The following is a 25,058-nucleotide window of genomic DNA, read 5'->3' on the forward strand; positions in this document are numbered from 1 at the left end:
ATTGGAGCCGTTCTTATGGACCTACATGATGAATGGATTTATTCTTCAAGAAAATACATCAATTTTGATAAGTAGAAATGGTAAAAACATTGTATAGCATTTTACACAGGAGTCTGGACTTGACTAAATTGTATTGGACTTTATTTAATATAAATTTGTATATGTAGACGAAAAAGCGTAAAATACTGGTATAACAAATTAAATCATTATATAGTCAACTTAGTTGCATTATTTTGATTTTTAATATATTATGCATTTAATTTAATCAAATAGGTAGGTTATTATTTTTTACCTAACTACCATTCATACAAAATATAAATAAGTATGATAGGGAAGGGTGAGATAATTTTTTGTACCAAAATGAAATTTTTTTCAAAAATAAAAAACTAGCAATCTCACATGATGTGAATTGCTAGTATATATCAGTACAATTTATTTAATTAATGGATGAATGCATAGCTAGAAACTTCTGAAGCTGGAATTGTACGGTAGTTCATATTGTATGGACCATATGTGTAATTCATTTCAGAAATCAAGATACTACCATCACCATTGACACGTTCAACATAAGCAACATGACCATATGGACCAGGTGTGCTTTGCATAATTGAACCAACTGATGGTGTGTTGTTTACTTGGTAACCATCATTAGCTGCGTTACCAGCCCAATACTTAGCGTCTGACCAATATGTACTAATTGGACTACCAGCTTGAGCACGACGGTCAAATACGTACCATGTACATTGACCAGCAGTGTATAAATTTTGATGATTAAAAGATGATGCATTGCCATTGCTACCTGTTGTAGCTGTTGGTGTTGTACCACCTGATCCACCATTAGGAATTTGTAATGTTTGGTTAGGCATAATTAAATAACCACGTAAGTTATTGGCTGCCATTAATTGATCAACTGAAACACCATATCTGCTAGCAATGATATTTAATGATTCACCAGCTTGTACAGTATGAGATGATGCTGAACCAGCTTGTGGAGAAGTGTTTGACGTATTTTGTGCATCACTTCCACCTACTGAGATAACTTGACCAGGGAATACCAAGTTGTTATCTAATTGGTTATTTTGTTTAATACTCTCTACTGAAGTGTTGTATTTTTGAGCAATACTCCATAATGATTCACCAGATTGTACTGTATGTTGTGTAGAAGCTTGTGCATCATGATGCGTTAAAAATGCAGCTGCACCAGATGTTGCTGTTATTGCAAATGCTAATTTTTTCAAAGGGACTCCTCCTTAAAATTAAGATTTACTACTTTTAAAAAGTATTAAGACAATTTATATAGTAAATTAAGTTTTCGTTTTATATTACGCTTTCCATATTATCAAAAATAAGTAGCTTTGTGTGGTTTGTTATTATCTTGTAATATTATTAACATTTTAGGATATCGGTTCATATTTTTATAAATGCTGATTTGATAGTGTATAAAAGCGTTTTAGTGATTTTAACTAATTATAAAAAATTATATTTTGTAACATTGTAAAATGTAAAATTACTATACTTGTTAAAGGTTATTTCTTTTGATGAAGCAAAATTTACTGTAAAATTTGACGCATAAAACGACAGTAGAAGGAGGAATTAGTTTGTCGCAAAATACAAATCATTCATATTATCATCAAAACCAGCATGCTCAATCAATAAGTAAAGTGTGGCTTTATTTTATGTATTATTGGATTATATTTGGCATAGGATGCTATCTAGGTCAGTTTTTACCATTAAGTTGGCGACAACCCTTGTCATTTGGATTACTGATTATTATTTTAGCAACACTTGTTTTTGAAAGAGCGAGACGGTTCGGTTTAATTATTTCACATATTTACGCTGTAGTAATTGGCTTATTGTCATACGCAACGTTTACCACGTATTTACAAAATTTAGGACCAGATATTTTCTATAAAAATATCGCATTAGCAATTTTTGCATTTATAGCATTTGGTATTATTGGTTATTTCTTCGTTGGAGATGCATCGAGTATAGGCAAGTATTTATTCGTTACATTAATAACATTAATTATTGCGAGTATAATTGGTATTTTTCTTCAAAATCCTATTTTTTATACTATTATTACCGTCGTTAGTCTGTTGTTATTTCTACTTTATACTTTGTATGATTTTAATCGTTTAAAAAGAGGTGACTATTCACCAAGAGAAATGGGATTTAATCTATTTATTAATTTGTTGAATATTATTAAGGATATACTTTATCTTGCTAATATGTTCAGAAGATAAACAGTTAAATTAATAAAGAAATTTGTATAAAGTTTTGGAATAATCAATAATGAATATCAACCTTAAATTAGAGCGATTGTCATAAATTAGAAATTTAGACAGAGATTTTACTGATAAAGCAATAAAGATATATTACCTTAATTGTAAAGATATTATTAATCATTGAAATGATTAACTGCTATAGTTCTAAAGTAAATAAATCTTAGAAGATAAACTTTAAACAGATGTACTTGCTTTTCTAATTACACTTTTATTAGAAAAGTAAAGTATAGCTACGTATTAATTTTAAAATCGAAATATTAATAGGAATAAGTATAGATAATATAAACAATTTAATGTTAGTTTGAGCTCATCTCAAAAGTAGAATGTGATTTAAATAAGTGTTTATTTTTAAATTGAAAATGAATATAAAACTAACAAAAGATAATAGTAATACGTTGTAGATGTGGTCATTTAAAATTATTTTGAAAATACTAAAAAGTAGTGTGTTTTCAATTGGATAGTTTAATTAAACTGACTACATCTATTTTTGTAATATTTAAATGATTGATATATAAGTTTAAAAATTACCCATTATATAGTTTTATTTATTTTTGATTTGGTATTCGTATTGTGTTAAATTTACGTTTAATTAAATAAGTTAAATATTATAGGGAATGATAAAAGTGGTACTTAAATATAGAAAGAGGTAAAGTTATGGCAAAATCATGCTTGCATATACTTACTAATAATGAATATGCGACAACGCGTTGCCAAGATGGCATAGTCTTATTTTGGCCAATTGACGGGGAAATCGAACTACAAAAATTTCGTAAAAGTAAAATAATTGAAGATGATATATATATTATTAATCATCTGGATGTATTTAGTATTAAGAATAATAAAAAAACGATCATGTTGTATTTGAGTAGCGATTGGTTTGCGGAATTAGGCTATACTTTCTTTAATTACCACTATACAGCAAAGTTAATTAAATCATCCTATAATTTGAAATGTCTACTATTAAAATTGACTTATCGATACCTTGATAATCAACCTCTCAATGACGCTGATGTTAGAAAATTACAGGATATTATTAAAATTATTGCAAAAGAAGCAAGTATGGATAAAAAGATTGCGCAAAATCAATATCGATATGCCTATTATGGTGATTTGCGTGACGAGCTCGAATATATTTATCAAAATGTAAATCAACGATTGACATTAAAAAGTGTCGCTGATAAATTATTTGTCTCAAAGTCAAATTTGTCATCACAATTCCACTTACTTATGGGCATGGGTTTTAAAAAATATATTGATACTTTGAAAATTGGTAAATCGATTGAAATTCTACTTACTACTGATAGTACTATTAGCAACATAAGTGAACATTTAGGTTTTAGTAGTAGCTCAACTTACTCTAAAATGTTTAAAAGTTATATGGATATAACACCGAATGAATATCGTAATTTATCAAAATATAATAAATGTTTAATGCTAAAGCCAGAACCACTAGTAGGCAAAATGGTGCAAGAAGTAAAAGAAATCATATTGAATTATATTGAACATTATAAAAACCACCTAACTGATGTTATACATATTGATGAAGACAAATTTGAAACACCTAAATTGTTTCAAACGGTTATTCAAATAAATACTTATACAGAAATGAAATTAGTTTTCTTAGAAGGAATCTTTAAAACCTTATTGAATAAGAACAGTCAAGTTGTCTTTTTCATCATGCCATCGATTTTAAAAAGTAAAAATACCATGTCCGAAGAAGAAAAATTCGCAATCATTAAAACAATAATTGAAAGTGATCTAAAGATAGCATTTAATATAAATGATATTGAAACAACTTATTATGTTGAAGAAGCTTTTATGAGTGTTTTCAGACAAATATCTCCAAACGAATTAAGTAATCATAATAATTACGAAGTGCATTTTGTTTTTGATTTATCATTGATGGAAATTAGAACAATTTATCGAATGATATTAAAATTACATAACATCATGTTGAATGTGAAATTAGGATTGAACATTACCTGTTTATTTGAAAAACCTTCAGTTTTTAAATCACTAGTATCACAAATAAAGCGACTTAAATTCGATTCGTTAATAATAGATAATGCAAATTTAAGTAGCCCTTATTTGATGGGGGAAAGTGACGAGTTACTATTGAAAAATATTTTGCATTTTAAAAATTTAAAACAAGTAATTAATGAATTGGATATTGAACAAGAAAAGCTGATTTTTCTAAATGTTGAAAATCATAAACTGCTTAATAATAAAGAACAAGATTTAAGTAATAGTGCTCCATTAATTTATAAGACATTAAGTGCGCTGTATCACAACTTTGATGGGTTTGGATTGAACATTTTTGACAATCATCAAGCATTTAATGCGATGCATCTATATGACAAAAATGGATTTAAAACAACACTAGGTCTTATATTGGAAAAATTTATCGAATATGTCTCGAAACCAAAATATGAAAACAGTTATTATTCTATTTTTGATATAGAGAATTATTATTGTCTTGTTATTTATGATTGGCGAGTGATAGAGAGCGAGACAATTATGAGTAATTTTGAGGATAGTCAAGTTTATATAAATTTTAAAAACAATGTTTTAAACGATAAATATCTAATTATAATAGAAACATTGGACGAAAATAGTGGCAACATTAATAATTTGATATCTAAAGAATTAAGAGATAAATATGAATGGAACCCTAGTTTACTATCTAAAATTGACAACTACCTTAAACCAGCAATCGAGATTAAAGAGCATAACTTTAGTAATAATTCCTTAAATATTAACGTTACTTTTAATGCGTTATACATAATTAAAATAGGAAAAAAATAACTCCTTGATATGTATTGCAAAATTTAATTTGCATTTGTTGGTAATTTTGACAACGTATTAAAAACAAATGAGAAAGACAATGGCAAAAAAATTTAAGATAATAATAACAGAAGCATTGTCTTTATATATTTGGGGGTGCAACATTTTGAATACTGAGAAATTAGAAACATTGCTTGGCTTCTATAAACAATATAAAGCATTATCTGAATATATTGATAAAAAATATAAGTTGTCGCTAAATGATTTAGCAGTCTTAGATTTAACGATGAAGCATTGCAAAGATGAGAAAGTACTTATGCAATCATTTTTAAAAACTGCAATGGATGAGCTAGATTTAAGTAGGACAAAATTATTAGTTTCTATAAGAAGACTAATTGAAAAAGAAAGACTTAGTAAAGTTAGATCATCTAAAGATGAGCGTAAAATTTATATTTATTTAAATGATGATGATATATCTAAATTTAATGCTTTATTTGAAGATGTAGAACAATTTTTAAATATTTAATTGAAATTGAGTGTCGAAAGCATAGAAATTGCTTATCGGCACATTTTTAATTTATACATATTTTAAAACTAAGTAACAGATTGAAGAAATCGTAGTTCAATAATGTTAATTGTGAAAATGTATATAATCATAAAAAAATCATGTATAATATATGTTGTTAATTAAACAGTTCGAAAGCGAGATGACATTATGGGACGTAAATGGAATAACATTAAAGAAAAAAAGGCCCAAAAAGATAAAAACACAAGTAGAATATATGCGAAATTTGGTAAGGAGATTTATGTTGCAGCAAAATCTGGTGAACCCAATCCAGAATCTAACCAAGCTTTAAGGTTGGTGCTTGAACGCGCTAAGACATATTCAGTGCCGAATCATATTATTGAAAAAGCAATAGATAAAGCTAAGGGTGCTGGAGACGAAAACTTTGATCACCTAAGATATGAAGGATTTGGCCCAAGCGGATCAATGCTAATTGTTGATGCGTTAACAAATAATGTAAATCGTACTGCCTCTGATGTGCGAGCTGCTTTTGGTAAAAACGGCGGTAATATGGGTGTATCTGGATCAGTTGCTTATATGTTTGATCATGTGGCAACATTTGGTATTGAAGGAAAGTCTGTTGACGAAATACTTGAAACATTAATGGAACAAGATGTAGATGTAAATGATGTGATTGACGATAATGGATTGACAATAGTCTATGCTGAACCAGATCAATTCGCAGTCGTTCAAGATGCGCTTCGTGCAGCAGGTGTTGAAGAATTTAAAGTTGCTGAATTTGAAATGTTACCTCAAACAGATATTGAACTTTCTGAAGCGGACCAAGTAACATTTGAAAAATTAATCGATGCATTAGAAGATTTAGAAGATGTACAAAACGTATTCCATAATGTGGATTTGAAATAATGAAATCAGCAGAACAATGGATTGATGAATTGCAACTTGAATCACATCCTGAAGGTGGTTTCTATAGAGAGACAATCCGAGAAGTATTAAAAGATGGACGCAGAGCGCCGTTTAGTAGTATTTATTTTTTACTTACAGATGACAATATTTCGCATTTTCATCGAATTGATGCTGATGAAGTATGGTACTATCATGCTGGTGATTCTCTAACAATTCATATGATAAATCCGGATGGGGAATATACGACTGCAACATTGGGTACTGATATCCAAAATGGAGATGTATTGCAATATGTAGTGCCTAAAGGAACAATTTTTGCTTCTTCAATCGAAATTTCAAATACTTATAGTTTAGTAGGTTGTATGTGTCAACCGGCATTTGAGTTTAAGCAGTTTGAATTGTTTAAGCAATCTGAATTAATTACACAATATCCGCATCTTAAATCAGTGATTGAAAAATATGCTTTAAAATAAAAATGATCAATGAAGTGGTTTGAAGGTTGTTAATAAACCTTTGAGTCACTTCATTTTTGTATGTATTCTTGATTGAATCAGAATAGAATTGATGCTACAGCTTTTTCTAATGAAATTAACATTAAATGATTTTGAAAACGATAAGACCATATTAATTATAATTTTGAAAAATCATTGTTATGAAGAAGTGTGTGTACTATCTAATTAATATTGTCTATTTTAAGTAAATTGAAGCGAGTTGTAGTAAAATAATAATAAATATTTTCATATGATTAACAAAAACTATAAAACTGTATCATGACATGACATCATTCATGTAGTTTTATATAATAATGACAAGGAGTTGGTGACTGTGAAAGTAAAGTATATAGATAAACGTCACTGGCGTCGCCTAATTGATAGGGAATACACAGAGGTAAAAGTTAATAATAATAGGTTCAAGGGTATTATAGGCTTAGTCACGATGAAAAAGGTTCGTGATCCTTTAGAGGTGACGGTAGTTGGACAAAATATTATTGTCGCAGATGACAATTATAAATGGTTGCAAATACTACCTGAAAAGAAACGTTATAGTATAACTGTAATGTTTGATAATAAAGGCAATCCATTAGAATATTATTTTGATATAAATATCAAAAATATAACGCAAAAAGGTAATGCACGTACAGTAGATTTATGTTTAGATGTTTTAGCATTACCAAGTGGTGAATATGAGTTAGTAGATGAAGATGATTTAATGTTTGCATTAGAAAGTGAGCAAATTACAAAAAAGCAATTTCATGAAGCATATATGATTGCGCATCAAATTATGGCAGAGTTAGAAAATGATTTTAAAGGATTCCAAAAGAAAATCATGTACTGCTTTAATAAAATTAATGCAAAGGCTCAAAAAAATCATCAAAAGCCACAAAATAAAACTAATTTTGAAAAAAGCAAACAAATAAAACCTAAGCAAAATAATCAAACTAAAAATCACCAACAACAAAAGAAAAACTAAGTAATTCAAGCTGCAGCCATACCAATAAAATTGGTGAAATTATTCGTTAGTAATGAACTCATGACTGCTTGTTGCCATGAAAGTTCAATAATTGAATAATTTATGGGGGGAAATTATGAAGATTGAAGACTATCGTTTACTAATAACATTAGACGAAACGAAAACGTTACGTAAAGCGGCTGAAATTTTATATATATCTCAACCTGCTGTTACACAAAGACTAAAAGCTATTGAAAATGCTTTTGGAGTAGATATTTTTATCAGAACAAAAAAACAATTGATTACAACAACTGAAGGAACAATGATTATTGAGCATGCCCGTGACATGTTGAAAAGAGAGCGATTATTTTTTGACAAAATGCAGGCACATATTGGTGAAGTGAATGGAACGATATCAATAGGGTGTTCTTCATTGATTGGACAAACCTTACTTCCTGAAGTTTTGAGCCTATATAATGCCCAATTTCCTAATGTTGAAATTCAAGTACAAGTTGGTTCAACTGAACAAATTAAAGCAAACCATAGAGACTATCATGTTATGATAACTCGTGGAAATAAGGTAATGAATTTAGCTAACACACATTTATTTAATGATGATCATTATTTTATTTTTCCAAAAAATAGACGAGACGATGTTACAAAGTTGCCATTCATAGAGTTTCAAGCTGACCCGATTTATATAAATCAAATAAAGCAATGGTATAACGATAATTTAGAGCAAGATTATCATGCAACTATTACAGTGGATCAAGTGGCAACTTGTAAAGAAATGTTGATTAGTGGTGTAGGTGTTACAATCTTGCCAGAAATTATGATGAAAAATATCAGCAAAGAACAATTTGAGTTTGAAAAAGTAGAAATTGATAATGAACCACTGATTCGTTCAACGTTTATGAGTTATGATCCGAGCATGTTGCAATTGCCACAAGTTGATTCTTTTGTAAATCTTATGGCGAGCTTTGTTGAACAACCAAAGGCGTAGTCTTAGACTAATTTAAGGTTAGTATTTAATTTTAAACTATTCGGTTAAATTAAACACAGTTGGTTGCTAACGCTAATGCATCAACTGCAAAAGAGCCCCTAATTAATAAATTAAAAGGGGACAAAGGAATACAGTTGGTTGCTAACGCACCATCTGCATAAGAGCCCCTAATTAATAAATTAAAAGGGACTCTAAAAAGCGGGGTTATGGATATGTTTGCAGCGTTATTACAAATAAAGAATTATAAACTCTTTGTTGCTAATATGTTTCTACTAGGTATGGGTATTGCGGTTACGGTCCCATATCTTGTTCTTTTTGCAACTAAAGATTTAGGTATGACAACAAATCAGTATGGATTACTTCTAGCATCTGCAGCGATTAGCCAGTTTACAGTAAATTCAATTATTGCTAGATTTTCGGATACGCATCACTTTAATAGAAAAATTATTATTATTTTCGCATTATTAATGGGTGCGCTTGGTTTTTCAATATACTTTTTTGTAGATACAATCTGGTTATTCATATTACTATATGCGATTTTCCAAGGATTATTTGCACCAGCAATGCCCCAACTTTACGCATCTGCTAGAGAATCTATCAATGTTTCAAGCTCTAAAGATAGAGCTCAATTTGCCAACACAGTATTACGTTCAATGTTCTCATTGGGCTTTTTATTTGGTCCATTTATTGGTGCGCAATTAATCGGATTAAAAGGCTATGCTGGATTGTTTGGTGGAACAATAAGTATCATTTTATTTACTTTAGTACTTCAAGTGTTTTTCTATAAGGATTTAAACATTAAACATCCGATTAGTACGCAACAACATGTTGAAAAAATTGCTCCTAACATGTTTAAAGACAAAACGCTTTTATTACCATTTATTGCATTTATTTTATTACACATTGGACAATGGATGTATACGATGAATATGCCTTTATTTGTTACTGATTATTTAAAAGAAAATGAGCAACATGTCGGTTATTTAGCTAGTTTATGTGCTGGTTTAGAAGTGCCATTTATGATCATTCTTGGTGTTTTATCATCTAGATTACAGACTCGAACATTGTTGATTTATGGAGCGATTTTTGGTGCTTTATTCTACTTCAGCATTGGGGTATTTAAAAACTTCTATATGATGTTAGCAGGACAGGTGTTTTTAGCTATTTTCTTAGCGGTTCTTTTAGGAATTGGCATTAGTTATTTCCAAGATATCTTACCAGATTTCCCAGGATACGCCTCAACACTATTTTCTAATGCAATGGTTATTGGACAGTTAGGTGGTAACTTATTAGGTGGTGCTATGAGTCACTGGGTAGGTTTGGAAAATGTATTTTTTGTATCAGCAACATCAATCATGTTAGGTATGATACTTATATTCTTTACTAAAAATCAAAAAATTACAAAAGAGGATGTGATATCAACATGACAATTATTTTATGGCTACTTATCCTCGCTGCCTTCATGTTAGCATTTGTTGGGTTGATTAAGCCGATTATTCCTTCTGTTTTAGTATTATGGGTTGGCTTTCTAATCTATCAATTTGGCTTTCATAATCAGCATTTATCATGGGTGTTTTATGTATCTATGGCATTGCTAACAATATTAATTTTATGTGCGGACTTTTTAGCTAATAAATATTTTGTGAATCGCTTCGGTGGTTCTAAGTTTGGAGAGTATGCAGCTTTAATTGGTGTCGTTATTGGATGTTTTGTTTTACCGCCATTTGGAATTATTATTATACCTTTTATTTTGGTATTTATAGTTGAATTAATACAAGGCTATTCATTTGAAAGAGCAGTTAAAGTAAGTATAGGTTCAATCGTAGCATTTTTAACAAGTAGTATAGCTCAAGCAATCATTATGTTTATAATGATTGTATGGTTCTTTATAGATGCTTTATTGATTAATTAATAAAAAGCTTATTGCAAAATATGTTTTTCGGTAACTGTAATTTAGTGATTTTATCATTAACAGTACCAAATTAGCATATGATGTAATAAGCTTTTTGTTTATAAAAATGTATGAGAATGTTTTTTCGAAATATTTTTTTCAATGCGTAATCCAATAGGCATAACTATAAATGAAAATATAATAAATACCCAATTGCTTACCTGAATATATGGTCCAAAGGCAAGTAATGATTGTGGAATAAAGAATACATAGAAAAATCCTACAATTAGTAGAATAATTGCTAAATAGGTGAATATCCATATCCAATTTGAATTGTTAAAACACTGCAGTTGTATTGTTTTAAAACTAAACCATATAAATAAAAAGACAATAAAGAATCCAACGACTACTGAAAACGGGAATGAAACAAAATATAAATTACTTCCACTTTTTTCCATGAAAAATCCTAAAAATCCTTTGAGAAAGCTAACAATTCCAATTAATAGAACGATGTGCTGATATATATATTTAAAAATATTTTTAAATGTTTCATTAGGCATCGCTTTTAGTTCTTTTATTGCATGTGCTTTTGGGTCATGATTGAAAAAATCTAAGGCTAATAAACCATGTTGTTCTGCGCTTAATAATTGTTTAAGTATACGGTTAATAATTAACTCTGTATCATGAGGATTGACGCGAAAGTCAGAGCGCATATAAGTCATATAATTCTCGAAGATTTCTCTATCAGTATTGCTTAATCTTAATGATTTAACATTATTTTCTTTTGTTAATTGCGCAGTACTTTTCATTGTTACTTAAGCGCTCCTTTAAAAATGTTTAATTCCAAATTAAAATGGAAATGATTTTATAGTATTAATAAGGTCAATCATATCATATTAAACGCATAAATATAACGATTAATATTGGAGAGGAAAATGAGGACACTTAATAAAGATGAACATAATTATATCAAGCAAATAGCTAATATACATGAGACATTATTGTCGCAAGCAGAATCCAACTATAAATGTACTAAACTGAGTATAGCTCTTAGGTACGAGATGATATGTTCAAGATTAGAACATACAAATGATAAAATTTATATATATGAAAATGAAGGTCAATTAATAGCGTTTATTTGGGGACATTTTAGTAATGAAAAAAGTATGGTTAACATTGAACTGCTATATGTTGAACCACAATTTCGCAAACTGGGAATAGCTACGCAACTGAAGATTGCGCTTGAAAAATGGGCAAAAACTATGAATGCAAAGCGAATAAGCAGTACAATTCATAAAAGTAATTTGCCAATGATATCTTTGAATAAAGATTTAGGTTATCAAGTGAGTCATGTGAAAATGTATAAAGATATTGATTAGAATTAGGATTATGTTGCTAATTCATGTTAAAATTAATAAAGATTTAAATGACGTTAAGGAGTTTTATATGAAGAAATTAATCATCAGCATCATGTCAGTTATGATTTTATTAGCAGGTTGCGGTAAAAGCGAAGAAAAAGCAACTCTTGAAAAAGATATCGATAATTTACAAAAAGAAAATAAAGAATTAAAAGATAAAAAAGAAAAGCTTCAACAAGAAAAAGAAAAATTAGCAGATAAGCAAAAAGACCTTGAAAAAGAAGTGAAAGATTTAAAACCTTCTAAAGAAGATAACAAGGATGATAAAAAAGACAAAGACAAAGATAAAGATAAAGAGGCATCACAAGATAAGCAATCAAAAGATCAAACTAAGTCATCGGATAAAGATAATCACAAAAAGCCTACATCAACAGATAAAGATCAAAAAGCTAATGACAAACACCAATCATAATTGAATTGCTTACTTGTTATAGATGAAAGGTACAGCGTTTTAAACCTTATTTTAAGGGTATGTATTAATTAAAATGTGGTCATGATTGAAACAGAACGTAAAAATAGACAACGTAATTAATAAAGGAGAGAAACGGCATGCATGAACAAGATTTTAGAATTTTAGAGGGTCAAGATATTACTTTGCCAGAATTAGGTAGAGAATTAGAAAATATTACAGGACGCACGATTGCTGATTCTACTGGCGAAATTAAGCGTGTAATTGCACATTTACCAAACTTTGAGTCCGATACAGATACTTTTGTTGCTACATATCGTTTAAACCATCAACAAGATTTTATAGATGCAACTTTTACTGCGCTGAAATCAGATAGAGCACGTTTAAAAGAAGTGCCAGTTCATGTTGAACTTATAAGTTATATTTCAAAATCAAAATAAACTGCTATCTAAAACGCAAAGTTGATCAAAATATCGATTTTGTGTTTTTTATTGAGAAATTATATAGGAGTGTCAATCGATGATTTATTGTGAAACAGAGCGTTTAATATTAAGAGACTGGCATGAAGATGATCTGTTACCTTTTCAAAAAATGAATGCGAATTATGACGTACGTAAATATTTTCCAAGTTTATTGAGTTATCGTCGTTCAGAATTAGATATGAGAACTATGGATGCGGTTATTAAAGATTATGGCATTGGATTATTTGCTGTAGAAGATAAAGAGTCCCATCAATGGATAGGCTTTATAGGTTTGAATTATATTCCAGAAACAAGCGATTATCCATTTAAAGAATTACCGCTTTATGAAATAGGTTGGCGCTTGTTGCCAGAATTTTGGAGAAAAGGATTAGCAACTGAAGGCGCAAAGGCAGCGTTGAAGTTAGCAGAACAACATCAAATATACGATGTCTATAGTTTTACAGCAGAAGCAAATAAAGCTTCACAACGTGTAATGGAAAAAATTGGCATGACAGTGTATGATCATTTCGAATTACCCAATCTAAGTAAGTATCATTTATTAAAAAGGCAAGTGCGCTATTACATTAATCTTCGAAAGTGAAAAATTTATACATAAGCGTAACAAACACCCCTAACATTGTTTAGCTGATGATAACAATATTAGGGGTGTTTGTTTATTTTTTAACCTTAGAATGATTAATCGTATGAACGAGTACCTAGAGGTTTGAAATTTAATATTGATTCTATTAATGATTCCTTAGTGTCGCATAACGGTGCAAGTGCACGATACTTTGGATCAATAAAACCTTCCTCAATCATATGGTCAATCATTGTTTGTAATGGATTGAAAAAGCCATTAATATTATAAATGGCAATAGGCTTTTCATGGATACCTATTTGAGCCCAACTATACATTTCGAAAAATTCTTCTAGTGAACCTGCGCCACCAGGAGCCATGACAAATGCATCTGCAAGTTCTGCCATTTTATTTTTACGTTCATGCATAGAATCAACTAAAATTAATTCAGTTAAACGTTGGCTTGTGATTTCATGTTCATCTAACATTTTAGGCATGACGCCAATAGCTTTGCCACCATGATCTAATACACCATCTTGAATGGCACCCATAATACCAATTGACCCTGCACCAAATACTAATTCATAACCTTGTTCAGCAAAATATTTACCTAAATCGTATGCTTTTTGTACATATGAAGGGTCATGACCTTTGCTTGCACCACAATAAACTGCGATTCGCTTCATATTAATCCAGCTCCTTAATTCGTTGAATGACTCTTAATAGTGATTGTTCAAACACTTTTTGATCTTGCTTTGTAAAAGGTGGGGGACCTTTGTGGCGACCACCTTGTTTTCTAATTTGTGCATTCATATATCGTTTATCTAATAGTTGTTGAATATTTTTGGAATTGTATATCTTCCCATTATGATGCATGACAATTAAGACTTTGTCGACTAATAAACTTGCGAGTCCATAATCTTGAGTGATTACGATATCATCTTTCGTTGATAATTGAACAATTTTGTAATCAACTGCATCTGGTCCATCATCAACATATAATGTTGATACATGTGGGGGATATAATTGGTTCGAAAAATGGCTGAAGCTCCGAATAATTGTCACAAAAATGCCTGTCTCAGTTGTTAAATCTATAATAGAATCAACAACAGGACAAGCATCTCCATCAATAATAATATGTGTCACAATTATGCCTCTGTATTGTTTTCTTTATTTTGTTGAGAGGCGCTTTTGGCAACATAATCTTTATATTTTTTAAATGACTTGATGCGTGCTTTATCAGCTTCTTGTTGGCGTTTTTGTTCTTCTTTGTGTCGTTTTTCAATATTTTTTTGTAACTTTTTATTCATTTTAGCGATTTCTTTGCGATTTTTTTCAGCTAGTTTATCGCCTTTTTTCTCAGTTTTCTCATCTAATTTATTAGGTGTTAAGCCTGCTTTTTCTTCGTATTTTTGTGATTTTTTCATATCTTTAATACGTTGTATTTCATTCTTTTCGCGTGCTTTTTGCTCTTCTTTATGACGCTTTTCGATATTTTTTTGAAGTATTTTATTCATTTTATCAGCGTCTTTACGATTTTGTTTAGCTAATTTTTCGCCTTTTTTCTCAATATAGGCAGGATCATGTTCTCTAGCAAACTTTTTAAGTTCACGCTTATTTTCAAAATCTTGCTTTTTATCGCCGACATATTCTTTAACATCACTCGCTGTGTTACTGATTGCTGCAGATGTTTTTGAAGCAACTTTACTTGTAGCATCTGTAACTTTTTGTACGTCCGGATGTTGTTTGATACGTTTACGTTCAACAATTAACGGTACCAATACAATTGGTAATACATTAATCATAAATTTGATGACTTTTTTCTTATCCATAGATCTTGCCTCCATAATTACTTTATTAATTTTACATACCCTATGATACATCAATATAAACGATGAGAGTAGTGAATCACTTATAAGTATTTCAGATGTTTTTAAAAGAAGACAATAAAAACTGCCAATCAAGTGGTTCCTTAATTGACAGTCTATATTTTAAAAGAAAATTAAATACCTTTACCAATGCCAAATCCGAAGTAAAGTATAGCAATAAAGATTACTAATACAATTCTGTAAATGGCAAATGGAATTAATTTGATTTTGTTAATTAGATGCAAGAATGTTTTGATTGCAATTAGTCCAACAGTAAATGCAGCTAAAAAGCCTAAAATATAAAAAGGTATATCAGCAATCTGAATATCTTGATAATGTTTTAATAAAGATAAACCACTAGCTGCTAACATAATTGGAACAGCCATAATAAATGTGAAGTCCGATGCTGCTTTATGATTTAATTTCATTAATACACCAGTTGAAATTGTTGAGCCTGAACGGCTGAAACCAGGCCACATAGCTACTGCTTGAGAGATACCAATTACAAACGCTTGGAAATAATTGATTTGATCCACTGTTTGTGGGTTTTTAACTTTAACTGAATACTTATCAGCAATAATCATGTAGATAGCACCTACGAATAAGCCAATCATAACAGTTGGCACACTAAATAAATGTTCTTCGATGAAATCATCAAATAGTAAGCCTAAAATACCTGCTGGCACCATACCCACTAATACATGTAATAAATTTAAACGTCTTGGCTTTGAACGTCTTTGTTGATCGTTTTCTCCTTCAACATGTTTGTGTTTACCAATATGTAAAATCTCTAAGAAGCGTTCGCGGAACACCCATGCTGCTGCAAAGACGGATCCTAATTGGATGACGATTTTAAATGTAAATGCTGATTGAGAACCTAAAAATTCAGATGATTTTAACCACATATCATCAACTAGAATCATATGTCCAGTAGAGGAAACAGGTGCAAATTCTGTTAATCCTTCGACGACCCCTAAGATAATACCTTTTATTAATTCAATGATAAACATAATGTACCCACTTTCATTACTCAATTTAATTTATTTAAATATCAAAATTACCATATCATGATAGCATATTCATTTAAAGACATGCTAGTTATAGTTATAATACTAGACTAAAGATGTATATATTCATTTTCTTTTACATGTAAAACTACAATATTTTATTGAGCTATTTAATTTGATTTTAAGGAAAACCTTTTATAATAGGTTTAGGTGATATAATTGTGAAAAAATTAACAACAATACTGTTTCAATATAAAATTTTTCCGGTACTCATGTTCTTGGTCAGTACTGGTCTCGGCATACTCGTTATAACGCAAAATATTTTAATAGCAGGTTTTTTAGCTAAAATTATAAGACATCAATTTCAAGGTTTATGGATTGTATTATTTATTTTATTAGGTGTTTTACTTTTAAGAGCAACTGTGCAATTTCTAAATCAATGGTTAGGTGATACATTAGCATTTAAAGTTAAGCATATGCTTAGACAGCGGGTTATTTATAAAAATAATGGTCATCCAATCGGTGAACAAATGACTATACTCACAGAAAACATTGATGGTCTAGCACCTTTTTATAAGAGTTATTTGCCTCAAGTGTTCAAATCAATGATGGTTCCGCTCATCATAATCATTGCAATGTTTTTCATCCATATCAATACCGCATTAATTATGTTAATAACTGCACCATTTATTCCTTTGTTTTATATTATTTTCGGTTTGAAAACGCGAGATGAGTCAAAAGATCAAATGACTTATTTGAATCAATTTAGTCAACGGTTTTTAAATATTGCTAAAGGTTTAGTGACGTTAAAGCTATTTAATCGTACAGAGCAAACAGAGAAGCATATTTACGACGATAGTACTCAGTTTAGAACTTTAACAATGCGCATTTTACGCAGTGCTTTTTTATCGGGATTAATGCTCGAATTTATAAGTATGTTAGGTATTGGATTGGTTGCATTGGAAGCAACGCTAAGCTTAGTAGTATTTCATAATATTGATTTTAAAACTGTAGCAATTGCGATTATTTTAGCACCTGAATTTTATAATGCAATTAAGGACTTAGGACAAGCGTTCCATACTGGAAAACAAAGTGAAGGTGCCAGTGACGTTGTGTTTGAGTTTTTAGAACAACCGAACAATAATAATGAATTTCTATTAAAGTATGAGGAAAATCAAAAGCCATTTATTCAGCTAACAGACATATCATTTCGATATGATGATTCTGATAGATTGGTATTAAATGATTTGAATTTGGAAATATTTAAAGGTGATCAAATTGCACTTGTAGGTCCAAGCGGGGCAGGTAAATCCACTTTGACACATCTTATTGCAGGTGTTTATCAGCCAACAATAGGTACTATAAGTACAAACCAGCGTGATTTAAATATAGGAATACTTAGCCAACAGCCATATATTTTCAGTGCTTCTATAAAAGAGAATATTACGATGTTTAAAGATATAGAAAATAATACTGTTGAAGAAGTGCTAGACGAAGTAGGTTTATTAGACAAAGTTCAATCTTTCACAAAAGGCATTAATACAATAATAGGTGAAGGAGGCGAAATGTTATCTGGTGGACAGATGAGACGCATAGAACTTTGCCGTCTTTTAGTTATGAAGCCAGATCTCGTTATATTTGATGAGCCTGCAACTGGTTTAGATATTCAAACAGAACACATGATTCAGAACGTTCTGTTTCAACATTTTAAAAGTACAACGATGATTGTCATTGCACATAGAGATAATACAATTCGCCATTTACAACGACGTTTGTATATAGAAAAAGGAAGACTGATTGCTGATGATCGCAATATTTCAGTAAATATAACAGAAAATGGTGATGACTTATGAAAACACGACTAAAATTTCAAGTAGATAAGGATTTATTGTTAGCTATAGTTGTTGGTGTTTGTGGAAGTTTAGTTGCGCTCGCCATGTTTTTCTTAAGTGGTTATATGGTGACACAAAGTGCACTTGGTGCGCCACTATACGCTCTGATGATTTTAGTCGTAACAGTAAAATTGTTTGGGTTTTTAAGAGCTATTACTCGATACGTAGAGCGCCTTATTTCTCATAAAGCTACATTTACAATGCTACGTGATATTCGGGTACAGTTTTTCGGTAAATTAGTAAATGTCATTCCTAATGTTTACCGTAAACTGAGTTCTAGTGATTTAATTTCACGTATGATTAGTCGTGTTGAGGCATTACAAAATATTTATTTACGTGTTTATTATCCACCAGTCGTCATCGGTTTGACAGCGCTAGTTACAGTAATAGTATTGGCGTTCATTTCAATCGGCCATGCGCTATTGATTATGGTTAGCATGTTGTTTACTTTACTCATTGTTCCTTGGTTAAGCTCAAAAAAAGCACGTACTTTAAAGAAACATGCAGCTAATGAACAGGCTCGATTTTTAAATCATTTTTATGATTATAAAGCTGGTATGGATGAACTACGTCGATTTAATCAAATTAATCATTATCGAGATAATTTGATGGCTAAATTAAATCATTTTGATAAATTACAACTTAAAGAGCAACGCTTTTTAACGATTTATGATTTTATATTAAATATTATTGCTATGCTTTCGATTTTTGGAAGTTTAGTTCTAGGATTAATTCAAATTAATGAAGGCCAACTAAATATTATTTATATGACGAGTATCGTTTTAATGGTCTTAACTTTATTTGAACAAGCTGTACCAATGACAAATGTCGCGTATTATAAAGCGGATACTGACCAAGCATTGCACGATATTAATGAAGTGATATCTGTACCTTCTACTAATGGAAAAAACCGCCTTACTGATAAGTATGACGCAACGAACATTTATGAAGTTAAGGACGCTAGTTTTAAGTATTGGAACCAGCAAACGTATGTGTTATCGGATATTAATTTTAATGTTAATAGAGGCGAAAAGATTGCGATTGTGGGTCCTTCTGGTTCAGGAAAAAGTACATTACTACAAATTATGGCAGGGTTATATCAATTAGATAGTGGCTCTATTCGTTTCGAAAATATGGATATGTTTGAAATAGATGACAAAGATAAGTTTGAATCGTTGAATGTCTTGCTACAATCTCAACAATTATTTGATGGTACAATACGTCAAAATTTATTTACCGATGAAAAAGATGAAGCGGTGCAAGCAATATTTAAGCAATTAGATTTAGAACATTTGGCACTAGAACGTCAAATTGACTTAGATGGTCATACATTATCTGGCGGAGAAATTCAGCGTTTAGCGATTGCGAGGATGTTATTAAAAGATACTGCATCAACATGGATTTTAGATGAACCAACAACGGCATTAGATAAACAAAATAGTTTAAAAGTTATGGATTTAATTGAAGCACATGCAGAAACATTAATTGTTGCTACACACGATTTAACTTTATTGTCACGTTTTGAGACCATCATTGTGATGATAAATGGTAAAATAGTTGAAAAGGGAAACTATCAACAATTACTCGCTAATCAAGGTGCTTTATGGAATATGATTCAATATAATGCATAAAAAAACTGCTTGATAGGCTAAGAAACCTTTCAAGCAGTTTTTTAACTAACAAGCTTACGCGTGCTAATTGTTTTTCTATTCTTAATAAATTCTAAACATTACTTTAATTGTCATGACAAAAGTTAATTATTTTTCCTTTGTTTCATCAAATGCATGAATGACTTTACCTAATAAGCGATTAAGTTCTTTAACTTCATCTTGAGATAAAGAAGAAGCTGAAGCGACTTTGTCAGATGCATTACTTAATTCTGGTCTAATAGTTTCACTTTTGTCAGTCAAGTGAATAAATACTTCACGTTGATCGACTTCGGAACGTTCACGCTTAATTAAGTCTACTTGTTCCATTCGTTTTAATAATGGTGATACTGTACCAGTATCGAGTGCTAATTCAGTTACGACTTTCTTGACGTTTACAGGAGATTCATCCCATAAAATAGTTAAGACAAGAAATTGTGGGTATGTTAGATTGTACTTCTTAAAAACTTTGTTAGAGTAGTAGCGATTAACTTGTCTTTGAGCATTGTACAAACTAAAGCATAGCTGTTCTTTTAAATTATGTTGATCAGACATTAAAGTTCTCCTCCAGACATACTATCCGTTTTTTTCTCTTTTCGGATTGGTAATCATTAAAAAGTTGATTGTTTATTAATTCACAACTTTCTTTGATTCAATGCCATGCTAAAATTAAAGTATGTTTAAAGTTTAGAAGATATTTTTGATTAAATCAAGCAAAAAGATAATTTAATATATATGTTATCATTTTTAAAAATAACTGTAATAGAAAAGAGAATATAAAATGAAAAATAATAAAGATGAAAAAATAAGAATATCCATAATTAACGGATTTTTGGGTAGTGGTAAAACCACGTTACTGACACATTATATTAGTGAATTATTAAAAAATGATGAGAAAATTAAAATCATCATGAATGAATTCGGTACTTTTGATATTGATAGCAATAGTATTTCAAATGAAATTGAAGTCCATTCATTGATTAATGGTTGTGTTTGTTGCGATCTTAAACAAGAACTTGTCTATGAACTAAAAGCCATTGCTTTAAAAGGGGACGTTAATCATGTCATCATAGAAGCGACAGGCATTGCGCATCCTTTAGAATTACTAGTTGCATGTCAAGATCCGCAAATCGTTAATTTCTTTGAAAAGCCAATTATTTATGGTGTATTAGATGCGACTCGATTTTTGGAACGTCATCAATATACTGAAAATACAGTTTCGCTGATGGAAGATCAGTTGAAACTAAGTGACATGATTATTATTAATAAAATTGATCTTGTAACTGATGACAGTCTTGAGAAAATTGATAAACAATTAAGTATGATTTGTGCAAGTATTCCAACTTATAAAACAACCTATGGACAAGTTTCGTTGGAAGAATTGGACTTACCTGGTAAAGACAGAGAGATATCGTCTCATCATCACCATCATCATGGGATTAAAAGTATGACTTACACATTTACAGGTCCGATTGATCGTCAATTGTTTTATCAATTTATAATGAAATTACCGGAATCTGTTCTACGTTTGAAAGGTTATGTATCATTTAGAGATCAACCAAATGCAATTTATGAATTTCAATATGCATATGGTTTACCAGACTATGGAATAATTGGCATGCAATTACCATTAACGATTGTTATTATTGGTGAAACTTTAGATACAAATCACATACGTAATCAATTGGATATGCTACAATTTACGTAAATTAGAAAATGTGTTGTTTCAATTTAACGGAAATAGCACATTAATTTCTTAATACTTTTATTGTGAATATTTTGTGACATTGAGGGATGGAGTGGATGAGATATGGAACAAATAATGATTAATCACTATGTTCATTTTTCTAGGCTTGTACAAGGTTTTTGGCGTGCAAATGAATGGAAGATGACTGCGAAAGAGTTAAATTATTTTATAAACGAATTAGTTGAACGTGGGATTACAACGATGGATCATGCTGATATTTATGGGGATTATCAATGTGAATCACTGTTTGGTAATGCTTTGGATTTATCACCCGAATTAAGAAATAAAATTCAAATTGTTACGAAATGTGGTATCATTTTGCCTTCTAAGCAATTTGATTTTACAAATGGACATCGTTATGATTTGAGTAGTAAGCACATCGTGAAATCTGTTGAACAGTCATTAATCAATTTGAATGTAGATTATTTAGATAGTCTACTCATTCATCGTCCTTCACCATTGATGGATCCAGAACAAGTTGCTGATGCATTAACTAAACTTGTTAAACAAGGTAAGTTGAAGTCATTCGGGGTGTCGAATTTTAATCATTCTCAATACCAATTGTTAAATCAATATATAAAGAAAGAAAGACTACATATTAGCATCAATCAATTAGAATTATCGCCATATCACGTTGATAGTTTACAAGATGGAACAATGGATTCAATGTATCAAAACCATGTTCAAATCATGGCTTGGAGTCCTTTTGCAGGCGGTAAAATTTTCGACAAGGAAGATATTAAAGCGCAACGTATTATGAAAGTTATTCAATCAATAGCTGACAAATATGGTGTGAGTGACACAGCTGTGATGATAGCATGGTTAGTAAAAATACCGCATCGTATCATGCCGATACTTGGAACAAGTCAGTTAAAGCGTATTGATCAAGCAATCGAAGGGCTGCAACTTAATTTAGATGATCAGTCGTGGTTTGACATTTACACCGCTATTATCGGACAAGATATTCCGTAAACTTATTTACTTTTAAATCATAAAGGAGCATATCATGACAAACGAAGATAAACGTTTCGAACAATTAAGATTTGAACGCAAATTTATAGTTATTCCGTATGTAATTTATGCAGTCATTGTATTACTATTAAATATTTTCTATTCTGATTTGAAAATAACAATGACATTATTCGGACTTTTCTTTGCGTATAATGTAGTTATTTTGTTCATAGCATTTATTAAACATTATAAACGCACATTGTTACTAAGTCTTATATTAACAGTACTTAGTGGCGCGGCATTCTTTGGAATTATTTATGTTTATGGCATTAATCATTTTTAAATATTAAAAAGAGACTATCTACAATAATCTCATTTGCATTTTATCTAACTAAGTTTAACTTTTGCTTAGAAAAATGATGCTATGAGGATATTCAGTAGATAGTTTTTTATGTTCTAATATTTAAACTTAGATATCTTTTTGTAATTAACCGAGATAACTCATCACCTAGCAATATTATTTACAAAATATTTCGATAAAATTGTGTATTTTGCATAAATTAAAAATGTATGTTTTAAAAAATTGTTATAATTAAATTAAGATTAAACAAAGGGGTGACTGTTATGTCAGAAGAAAAAAAGGTAGTTAAACATGAACAACAAAAGAAAGAAAAGACAAAAAAGCAATACAAGCCATTTTGGATTGTTATGAGTTTTATAATACTTATAGTTGTACTATTACTCCCGGCACCTTCAAGTCTGCCAATAATGGCTAAGGCAGTACTAGCTATTTTAGCTTTTGCAGTTATTATGTGGGTAACGGAAGCTGTATCATATCCGGTATCAGCAACTTTAATTATTGGCTTAATGATATTACTTTTAGGATTTAGCCCGGTTCAAAATTTAGGAGAAAAGCTGGGTAACCCGAAAGGTGGTAGTGCTGTTTTAACTGGAAGTGATCCTCTAGGAACAAATCATGCATTATCATTAGCGTTTAGTGGATTTGCAACATCAGCTGTAGCTCTCGTTGCAGCCGCATTATTTTTGGCTGCTGCTATGCAAGAAACGAATTTACATAAAAGACTAGCTCTTATAGTGCTATCAATTGTTGGTAATAAAACTAGAAATATAGTTATTGGAGCAATTATTGTTTCAATTGTACTTGCATTTTTCGTTCCTTCTGCAACAGCTAGAGCAGGGGCAGTTGTACCAATCTTGCTGGGTATGATTGCAGCATTTAAAGTTTCTAAAGATAGCAAGTTAGCGTCATTATTAATAATTACTTCAGTACAAGCTGTGTCAATTTGGAATATTGGTATCAAAACGGCGGCAGCACAAAATATCGTAGCGATTAATTTTATAAACCATCAATTAGGATTTGATGTTTCATGGGGCGAGTGGTTTTTATATGCAGCTCCTTGGTCCATAGTTATGTCTATATCTCTATATTTCATCATGATTAAAGTGATGCCTCCCGAAATTAATACAATAGAGGGTGGCAAAGATTTAATAAAAGAAGAATTGCATAAACTTGGCCCCGTTAGCGCACGTGAATGGCGTTTAATTGTTATATCGATGTTATTATTACTGTTCTGGTCAACTGAAAAAGTATTACATCCGATTGACTCTGCATCCATTACTATTATTGCTTTAGGTGTTATGTTAATGCCGAAAATTGGTGTCATGACATGGAAACATGTTGAAAATAAAATACCATGGGGAACAATTATCGTGTTTGGTGTAGGTATTTCGCTAGGTAACGTTCTTTTGAAAACAGGTGCAGCTCAATGGTTAAGTGATCAAACTTTTGGTGTTTTAGGTTTAAAACATTTACCTATTATCGCGACAATTGCACTTATCACGCTTTTTAATATATTGATTCATTTGGGCTTTGCGAGTGCAACAAGTTTATCATCAGCGTTAATACCTGTTTTTATTTCGCTAACCTCTACGTTACACTTAGGAGACCAGTCTATAGGATTTGTTTTAATTCAACAATTTGTTATTAGTTTTGGTTTCTTATTACCTGTTAGTGCACCTCAAAATATGTTGGCTTATGGCACTGGTACTTTTACAGTTAAAGATTTCTTGAAAGCAGGTATACCATTGACAATTGTAGGGTATATTCTAGTGATAGTTTTTAGTATGACTTATTGGAAATGGTTAGGTTTGCTTTAAAAGAGGGAGAGTAACAGAAATGATAAAGAACCACCTATGATTTATTATGTAGTGGTTCTT

27 protein-coding genes are annotated in these 25,058 nt (G+C 30.6%); 20 read left to right on the top strand and 7 right to left on the bottom strand.

Annotated features, from left to right (window positions below):
* Positions 1-440 precede the first annotated feature (440 nt).
* Complete coding sequence (locus tag IDG45_RS05625; protein ID WP_000731644.1) at positions 441-1,238, bottom strand: LysM peptidoglycan-binding domain-containing protein; 798 nt, start codon at positions 1,236-1,238, stop codon at positions 441-443.
* A gap of 360 nt (positions 1,239-1,598) precedes the next feature.
* Here IDG45_RS05625 and IDG45_RS05630 point away from each other — a divergent pair, with 360 nt between their 5' ends.
* The 10 genes from IDG45_RS05630 (at position 1,599) to IDG45_RS05675 (ending at position 10,865) form a co-directional block, all read left to right on the top strand.
* Positions 1,599-2,243: a Bax inhibitor-1/YccA family protein gene (locus IDG45_RS05630; protein WP_000081599.1), complete on the top strand. Its 645-nt coding sequence runs from the start codon at positions 1,599-1,601 to the stop codon at positions 2,241-2,243.
* Between the two features lie 696 nt (positions 2,244-2,939).
* Entirely contained in the window at positions 2,940-5,090 is a 2,151-nt protein-coding gene (locus tag IDG45_RS05635) for a helix-turn-helix transcriptional regulator (RefSeq protein ID WP_001129769.1), read from the top strand.
* 145 nt (positions 5,091-5,235) lie between these two features.
* Positions 5,236-5,595, top strand: coding sequence for an HTH-type transcriptional regulator SarX (gene sarX / locus IDG45_RS05640; protein WP_001090984.1), 360 nt, complete (start codon positions 5,236-5,238; stop codon positions 5,593-5,595).
* A gap of 189 nt (positions 5,596-5,784) precedes the next feature.
* Complete coding sequence (locus IDG45_RS05645) at positions 5,785-6,501, top strand: YebC/PmpR family DNA-binding transcriptional regulator (protein ID WP_000532966.1); 717 nt, start codon at positions 5,785-5,787, stop codon at positions 6,499-6,501.
* The gene (locus IDG45_RS05650; RefSeq protein WP_000833486.1) at positions 6,501-6,974 is read left to right on the top strand and encodes a cupin domain-containing protein; all 474 of its coding nucleotides are present in this window, start codon (positions 6,501-6,503) and stop codon (positions 6,972-6,974) included. The genes IDG45_RS05645 and IDG45_RS05650 overlap by 1 nt, the downstream gene beginning before the upstream one ends.
* Before the next feature lie 91 nt (positions 6,975-7,065).
* Positions 7,066-7,182, top strand: a complete 117-nt coding sequence (locus IDG45_RS05655) for a hypothetical protein (RefSeq protein WP_031927551.1) — start codon at positions 7,066-7,068, stop codon at positions 7,180-7,182.
* Positions 7,183-7,326: 144 nt separating this feature from the next.
* Positions 7,327-7,971, top strand: coding sequence for a ribonuclease FAU-1 family protein (locus tag IDG45_RS05660; RefSeq protein WP_000865620.1), 645 nt, complete (start codon positions 7,327-7,329; stop codon positions 7,969-7,971).
* A 115-nt stretch (positions 7,972-8,086) separates the two neighbouring features.
* Positions 8,087-8,953: a LysR family transcriptional regulator gene (locus tag IDG45_RS05665; protein WP_000687412.1), complete on the top strand. Its 867-nt coding sequence runs from the start codon at positions 8,087-8,089 to the stop codon at positions 8,951-8,953.
* Between the two features lie 206 nt (positions 8,954-9,159).
* Positions 9,160-10,380: a sugar efflux transporter gene (locus IDG45_RS05670; RefSeq protein ID WP_001807240.1), complete on the top strand. Its 1,221-nt coding sequence runs from the start codon at positions 9,160-9,162 to the stop codon at positions 10,378-10,380.
* Complete coding sequence (locus tag IDG45_RS05675; protein WP_000152589.1) at positions 10,377-10,865, top strand: DUF456 domain-containing protein; 489 nt, start codon at positions 10,377-10,379, stop codon at positions 10,863-10,865. The genes IDG45_RS05670 and IDG45_RS05675 overlap by 4 nt, the downstream gene beginning before the upstream one ends.
* Before the next feature lie 98 nt (positions 10,866-10,963).
* On the opposite strand, the gene IDG45_RS05680 is transcribed toward IDG45_RS05675, so the two are convergent.
* Positions 10,964-11,653, bottom strand: coding sequence for a DUF1129 domain-containing protein (locus IDG45_RS05680; protein ID WP_000842864.1), 690 nt, complete (start codon positions 11,651-11,653; stop codon positions 10,964-10,966).
* A 126-nt stretch (positions 11,654-11,779) separates the two neighbouring features.
* Between IDG45_RS05680 and IDG45_RS05685 the strand changes: the two genes are divergently transcribed.
* The 4 genes from IDG45_RS05685 to IDG45_RS05700 all read left to right on the top strand — a co-directional run bounded on the left by IDG45_RS05685 (position 11,780) and on the right by IDG45_RS05700 (position 13,733).
* Positions 11,780-12,223 carry a GNAT family N-acetyltransferase gene (locus IDG45_RS05685; protein WP_001259673.1) on the top strand — a complete coding sequence of 148 codons (444 nt, stop codon included), beginning with the start codon at positions 11,780-11,782 and terminating at the stop codon, positions 12,221-12,223.
* Between the two features lie 67 nt (positions 12,224-12,290).
* Positions 12,291-12,674 carry an SA0632 family lipoprotein gene (locus IDG45_RS05690; protein WP_000733447.1) on the top strand — a complete coding sequence of 128 codons (384 nt, stop codon included), beginning with the start codon at positions 12,291-12,293 and terminating at the stop codon, positions 12,672-12,674.
* A gap of 137 nt (positions 12,675-12,811) precedes the next feature.
* Positions 12,812-13,111, top strand: a complete 300-nt coding sequence (locus IDG45_RS05695) for a hypothetical protein (RefSeq protein WP_000545116.1) — start codon at positions 12,812-12,814, stop codon at positions 13,109-13,111.
* A 79-nt stretch (positions 13,112-13,190) separates the two neighbouring features.
* Positions 13,191-13,733 carry a GNAT family N-acetyltransferase gene (locus IDG45_RS05700; RefSeq protein ID WP_000638616.1) on the top strand — a complete coding sequence of 181 codons (543 nt, stop codon included), beginning with the start codon at positions 13,191-13,193 and terminating at the stop codon, positions 13,731-13,733.
* A gap of 95 nt (positions 13,734-13,828) precedes the next feature.
* Here the strand turns inward: IDG45_RS05700 and IDG45_RS05705 are convergent, their stop codons facing one another.
* The 4 genes from IDG45_RS05705 to IDG45_RS05720 form a co-directional block, all read right to left on the bottom strand.
* On the bottom strand, positions 13,829-14,395 hold the full coding sequence (locus tag IDG45_RS05705; protein ID WP_000820892.1) for an LOG family protein: 567 nt from the start codon (positions 14,393-14,395) through the stop codon (positions 13,829-13,831).
* Between the two features lies 1 nt (position 14,396).
* The gene (locus tag IDG45_RS05710; protein ID WP_000148824.1) at positions 14,397-14,855 is read right to left on the bottom strand and encodes a YaiI/YqxD family protein; all 459 of its coding nucleotides are present in this window, start codon (positions 14,853-14,855) and stop codon (positions 14,397-14,399) included.
* A 2-nt stretch (positions 14,856-14,857) separates the two neighbouring features.
* On the bottom strand, positions 14,858-15,541 hold the full coding sequence (locus tag IDG45_RS05715) for a hypothetical protein (protein ID WP_000358498.1): 684 nt from the start codon (positions 15,539-15,541) through the stop codon (positions 14,858-14,860).
* A 170-nt stretch (positions 15,542-15,711) separates the two neighbouring features.
* Positions 15,712-16,587 carry an undecaprenyl-diphosphate phosphatase gene (locus tag IDG45_RS05720; RefSeq protein ID WP_000469894.1) on the bottom strand — a complete coding sequence of 292 codons (876 nt, stop codon included), beginning with the start codon at positions 16,585-16,587 and terminating at the stop codon, positions 15,712-15,714.
* Between the two features lie 218 nt (positions 16,588-16,805).
* Here IDG45_RS05720 and IDG45_RS05725 point away from each other — a divergent pair, with 218 nt between their 5' ends.
* Positions 16,806-18,437: an ABC transporter ATP-binding protein/permease gene (locus tag IDG45_RS05725; RefSeq protein WP_111063806.1), complete on the top strand. Its 1,632-nt coding sequence runs from the start codon at positions 16,806-16,808 to the stop codon at positions 18,435-18,437.
* Entirely contained in the window at positions 18,434-20,107 is a 1,674-nt protein-coding gene (locus tag IDG45_RS05730; protein WP_000857610.1) for an amino acid ABC transporter ATP-binding/permease protein, read from the top strand. The genes IDG45_RS05725 and IDG45_RS05730 overlap by 4 nt, the downstream gene beginning before the upstream one ends.
* A gap of 126 nt (positions 20,108-20,233) precedes the next feature.
* Here IDG45_RS05730 and mgrA read toward each other — a convergent pair whose 3' ends face one another.
* A complete protein-coding gene (gene mgrA, locus IDG45_RS05735; protein WP_001283444.1) occupies positions 20,234-20,677 on the bottom strand; it encodes a global transcriptional regulator MgrA in 444 nt (147 codons plus the stop codon).
* Positions 20,678-20,903: 226 nt separating this feature from the next.
* Here mgrA and IDG45_RS05740 point away from each other — a divergent pair, with 226 nt between their 5' ends.
* The 4 genes from IDG45_RS05740 (at position 20,904) to IDG45_RS05755 (ending at position 24,998) form a co-directional block, all read left to right on the top strand.
* Complete coding sequence (locus IDG45_RS05740; RefSeq protein WP_000794416.1) at positions 20,904-21,830, top strand: CobW family GTP-binding protein; 927 nt, start codon at positions 20,904-20,906, stop codon at positions 21,828-21,830.
* Positions 21,831-21,932: 102 nt separating this feature from the next.
* Positions 21,933-22,841: an aldo/keto reductase gene (locus tag IDG45_RS05745; RefSeq protein ID WP_000435099.1), complete on the top strand. Its 909-nt coding sequence runs from the start codon at positions 21,933-21,935 to the stop codon at positions 22,839-22,841.
* Positions 22,842-22,875: 34 nt separating this feature from the next.
* Positions 22,876-23,163 carry a hypothetical protein gene (locus IDG45_RS05750; RefSeq protein ID WP_000180420.1) on the top strand — a complete coding sequence of 96 codons (288 nt, stop codon included), beginning with the start codon at positions 22,876-22,878 and terminating at the stop codon, positions 23,161-23,163.
* Between the two features lie 281 nt (positions 23,164-23,444).
* Positions 23,445-24,998, top strand: coding sequence for an SLC13 family permease (locus tag IDG45_RS05755; RefSeq protein WP_001288098.1), 1,554 nt, complete (start codon positions 23,445-23,447; stop codon positions 24,996-24,998).
* Positions 24,999-25,058 lie beyond the last annotated feature (60 nt).

The organism is Staphylococcus sp. EG-SA-10 (assembly GCF_017151945.1).
Lineage (GTDB): Bacteria > Bacillota > Bacilli > Staphylococcales > Staphylococcaceae > Staphylococcus > Staphylococcus aureus.

Coding starts and splice junctions, on each gene's coding strand:
- IDG45_RS05755 (WP_001288098.1), top strand. CDS start 23,445: ATGTCAGAAGAAAAAAAGGTAGTTAAACATGAACAACAAAAGAAAGAA.
- IDG45_RS05655 (WP_031927551.1), top strand. CDS start 7,066: ATGCTACAGCTTTTTCTAATGAAATTAACATTAAATGATTTTGAAAAC.
- IDG45_RS05690 (WP_000733447.1), top strand. CDS start 12,291: ATGAAGAAATTAATCATCAGCATCATGTCAGTTATGATTTTATTAGCA.
- IDG45_RS05680 (WP_000842864.1), bottom strand. CDS start 11,653: ATGAAAAGTACTGCGCAATTAACAAAAGAAAATAATGTTAAATCATTA.
- IDG45_RS05635 (WP_001129769.1), top strand. CDS start 2,940: ATGGCAAAATCATGCTTGCATATACTTACTAATAATGAATATGCGACA.
- mgrA (WP_001283444.1), bottom strand. CDS start 20,677: ATGTCTGATCAACATAATTTAAAAGAACAGCTATGCTTTAGTTTGTAC.
- IDG45_RS05645 (WP_000532966.1), top strand. CDS start 5,785: ATGGGACGTAAATGGAATAACATTAAAGAAAAAAAGGCCCAAAAAGAT.
- IDG45_RS05730 (WP_000857610.1), top strand. CDS start 18,434: ATGAAAACACGACTAAAATTTCAAGTAGATAAGGATTTATTGTTAGCT.
- IDG45_RS05670 (WP_001807240.1), top strand. CDS start 9,160: ATGGATATGTTTGCAGCGTTATTACAAATAAAGAATTATAAACTCTTT.
- IDG45_RS05675 (WP_000152589.1), top strand. CDS start 10,377: ATGACAATTATTTTATGGCTACTTATCCTCGCTGCCTTCATGTTAGCA.
- IDG45_RS05745 (WP_000435099.1), top strand. CDS start 21,933: ATGGAACAAATAATGATTAATCACTATGTTCATTTTTCTAGGCTTGTA.
- IDG45_RS05695 (WP_000545116.1), top strand. CDS start 12,812: ATGCATGAACAAGATTTTAGAATTTTAGAGGGTCAAGATATTACTTTG.
- IDG45_RS05685 (WP_001259673.1), top strand. CDS start 11,780: ATGAGGACACTTAATAAAGATGAACATAATTATATCAAGCAAATAGCT.
- IDG45_RS05700 (WP_000638616.1), top strand. CDS start 13,191: ATGATTTATTGTGAAACAGAGCGTTTAATATTAAGAGACTGGCATGAA.
- IDG45_RS05665 (WP_000687412.1), top strand. CDS start 8,087: ATGAAGATTGAAGACTATCGTTTACTAATAACATTAGACGAAACGAAA.
- IDG45_RS05705 (WP_000820892.1), bottom strand. CDS start 14,395: ATGAAGCGAATCGCAGTTTATTGTGGTGCAAGCAAAGGTCATGACCCT.
- IDG45_RS05720 (WP_000469894.1), bottom strand. CDS start 16,587: ATGTTTATCATTGAATTAATAAAAGGTATTATCTTAGGGGTCGTCGAA.
- IDG45_RS05740 (WP_000794416.1), top strand. CDS start 20,904: ATGAAAAATAATAAAGATGAAAAAATAAGAATATCCATAATTAACGGA.
- IDG45_RS05650 (WP_000833486.1), top strand. CDS start 6,501: ATGAAATCAGCAGAACAATGGATTGATGAATTGCAACTTGAATCACAT.
- IDG45_RS05750 (WP_000180420.1), top strand. CDS start 22,876: ATGACAAACGAAGATAAACGTTTCGAACAATTAAGATTTGAACGCAAA.
- IDG45_RS05715 (WP_000358498.1), bottom strand. CDS start 15,541: ATGGATAAGAAAAAAGTCATCAAATTTATGATTAATGTATTACCAATT.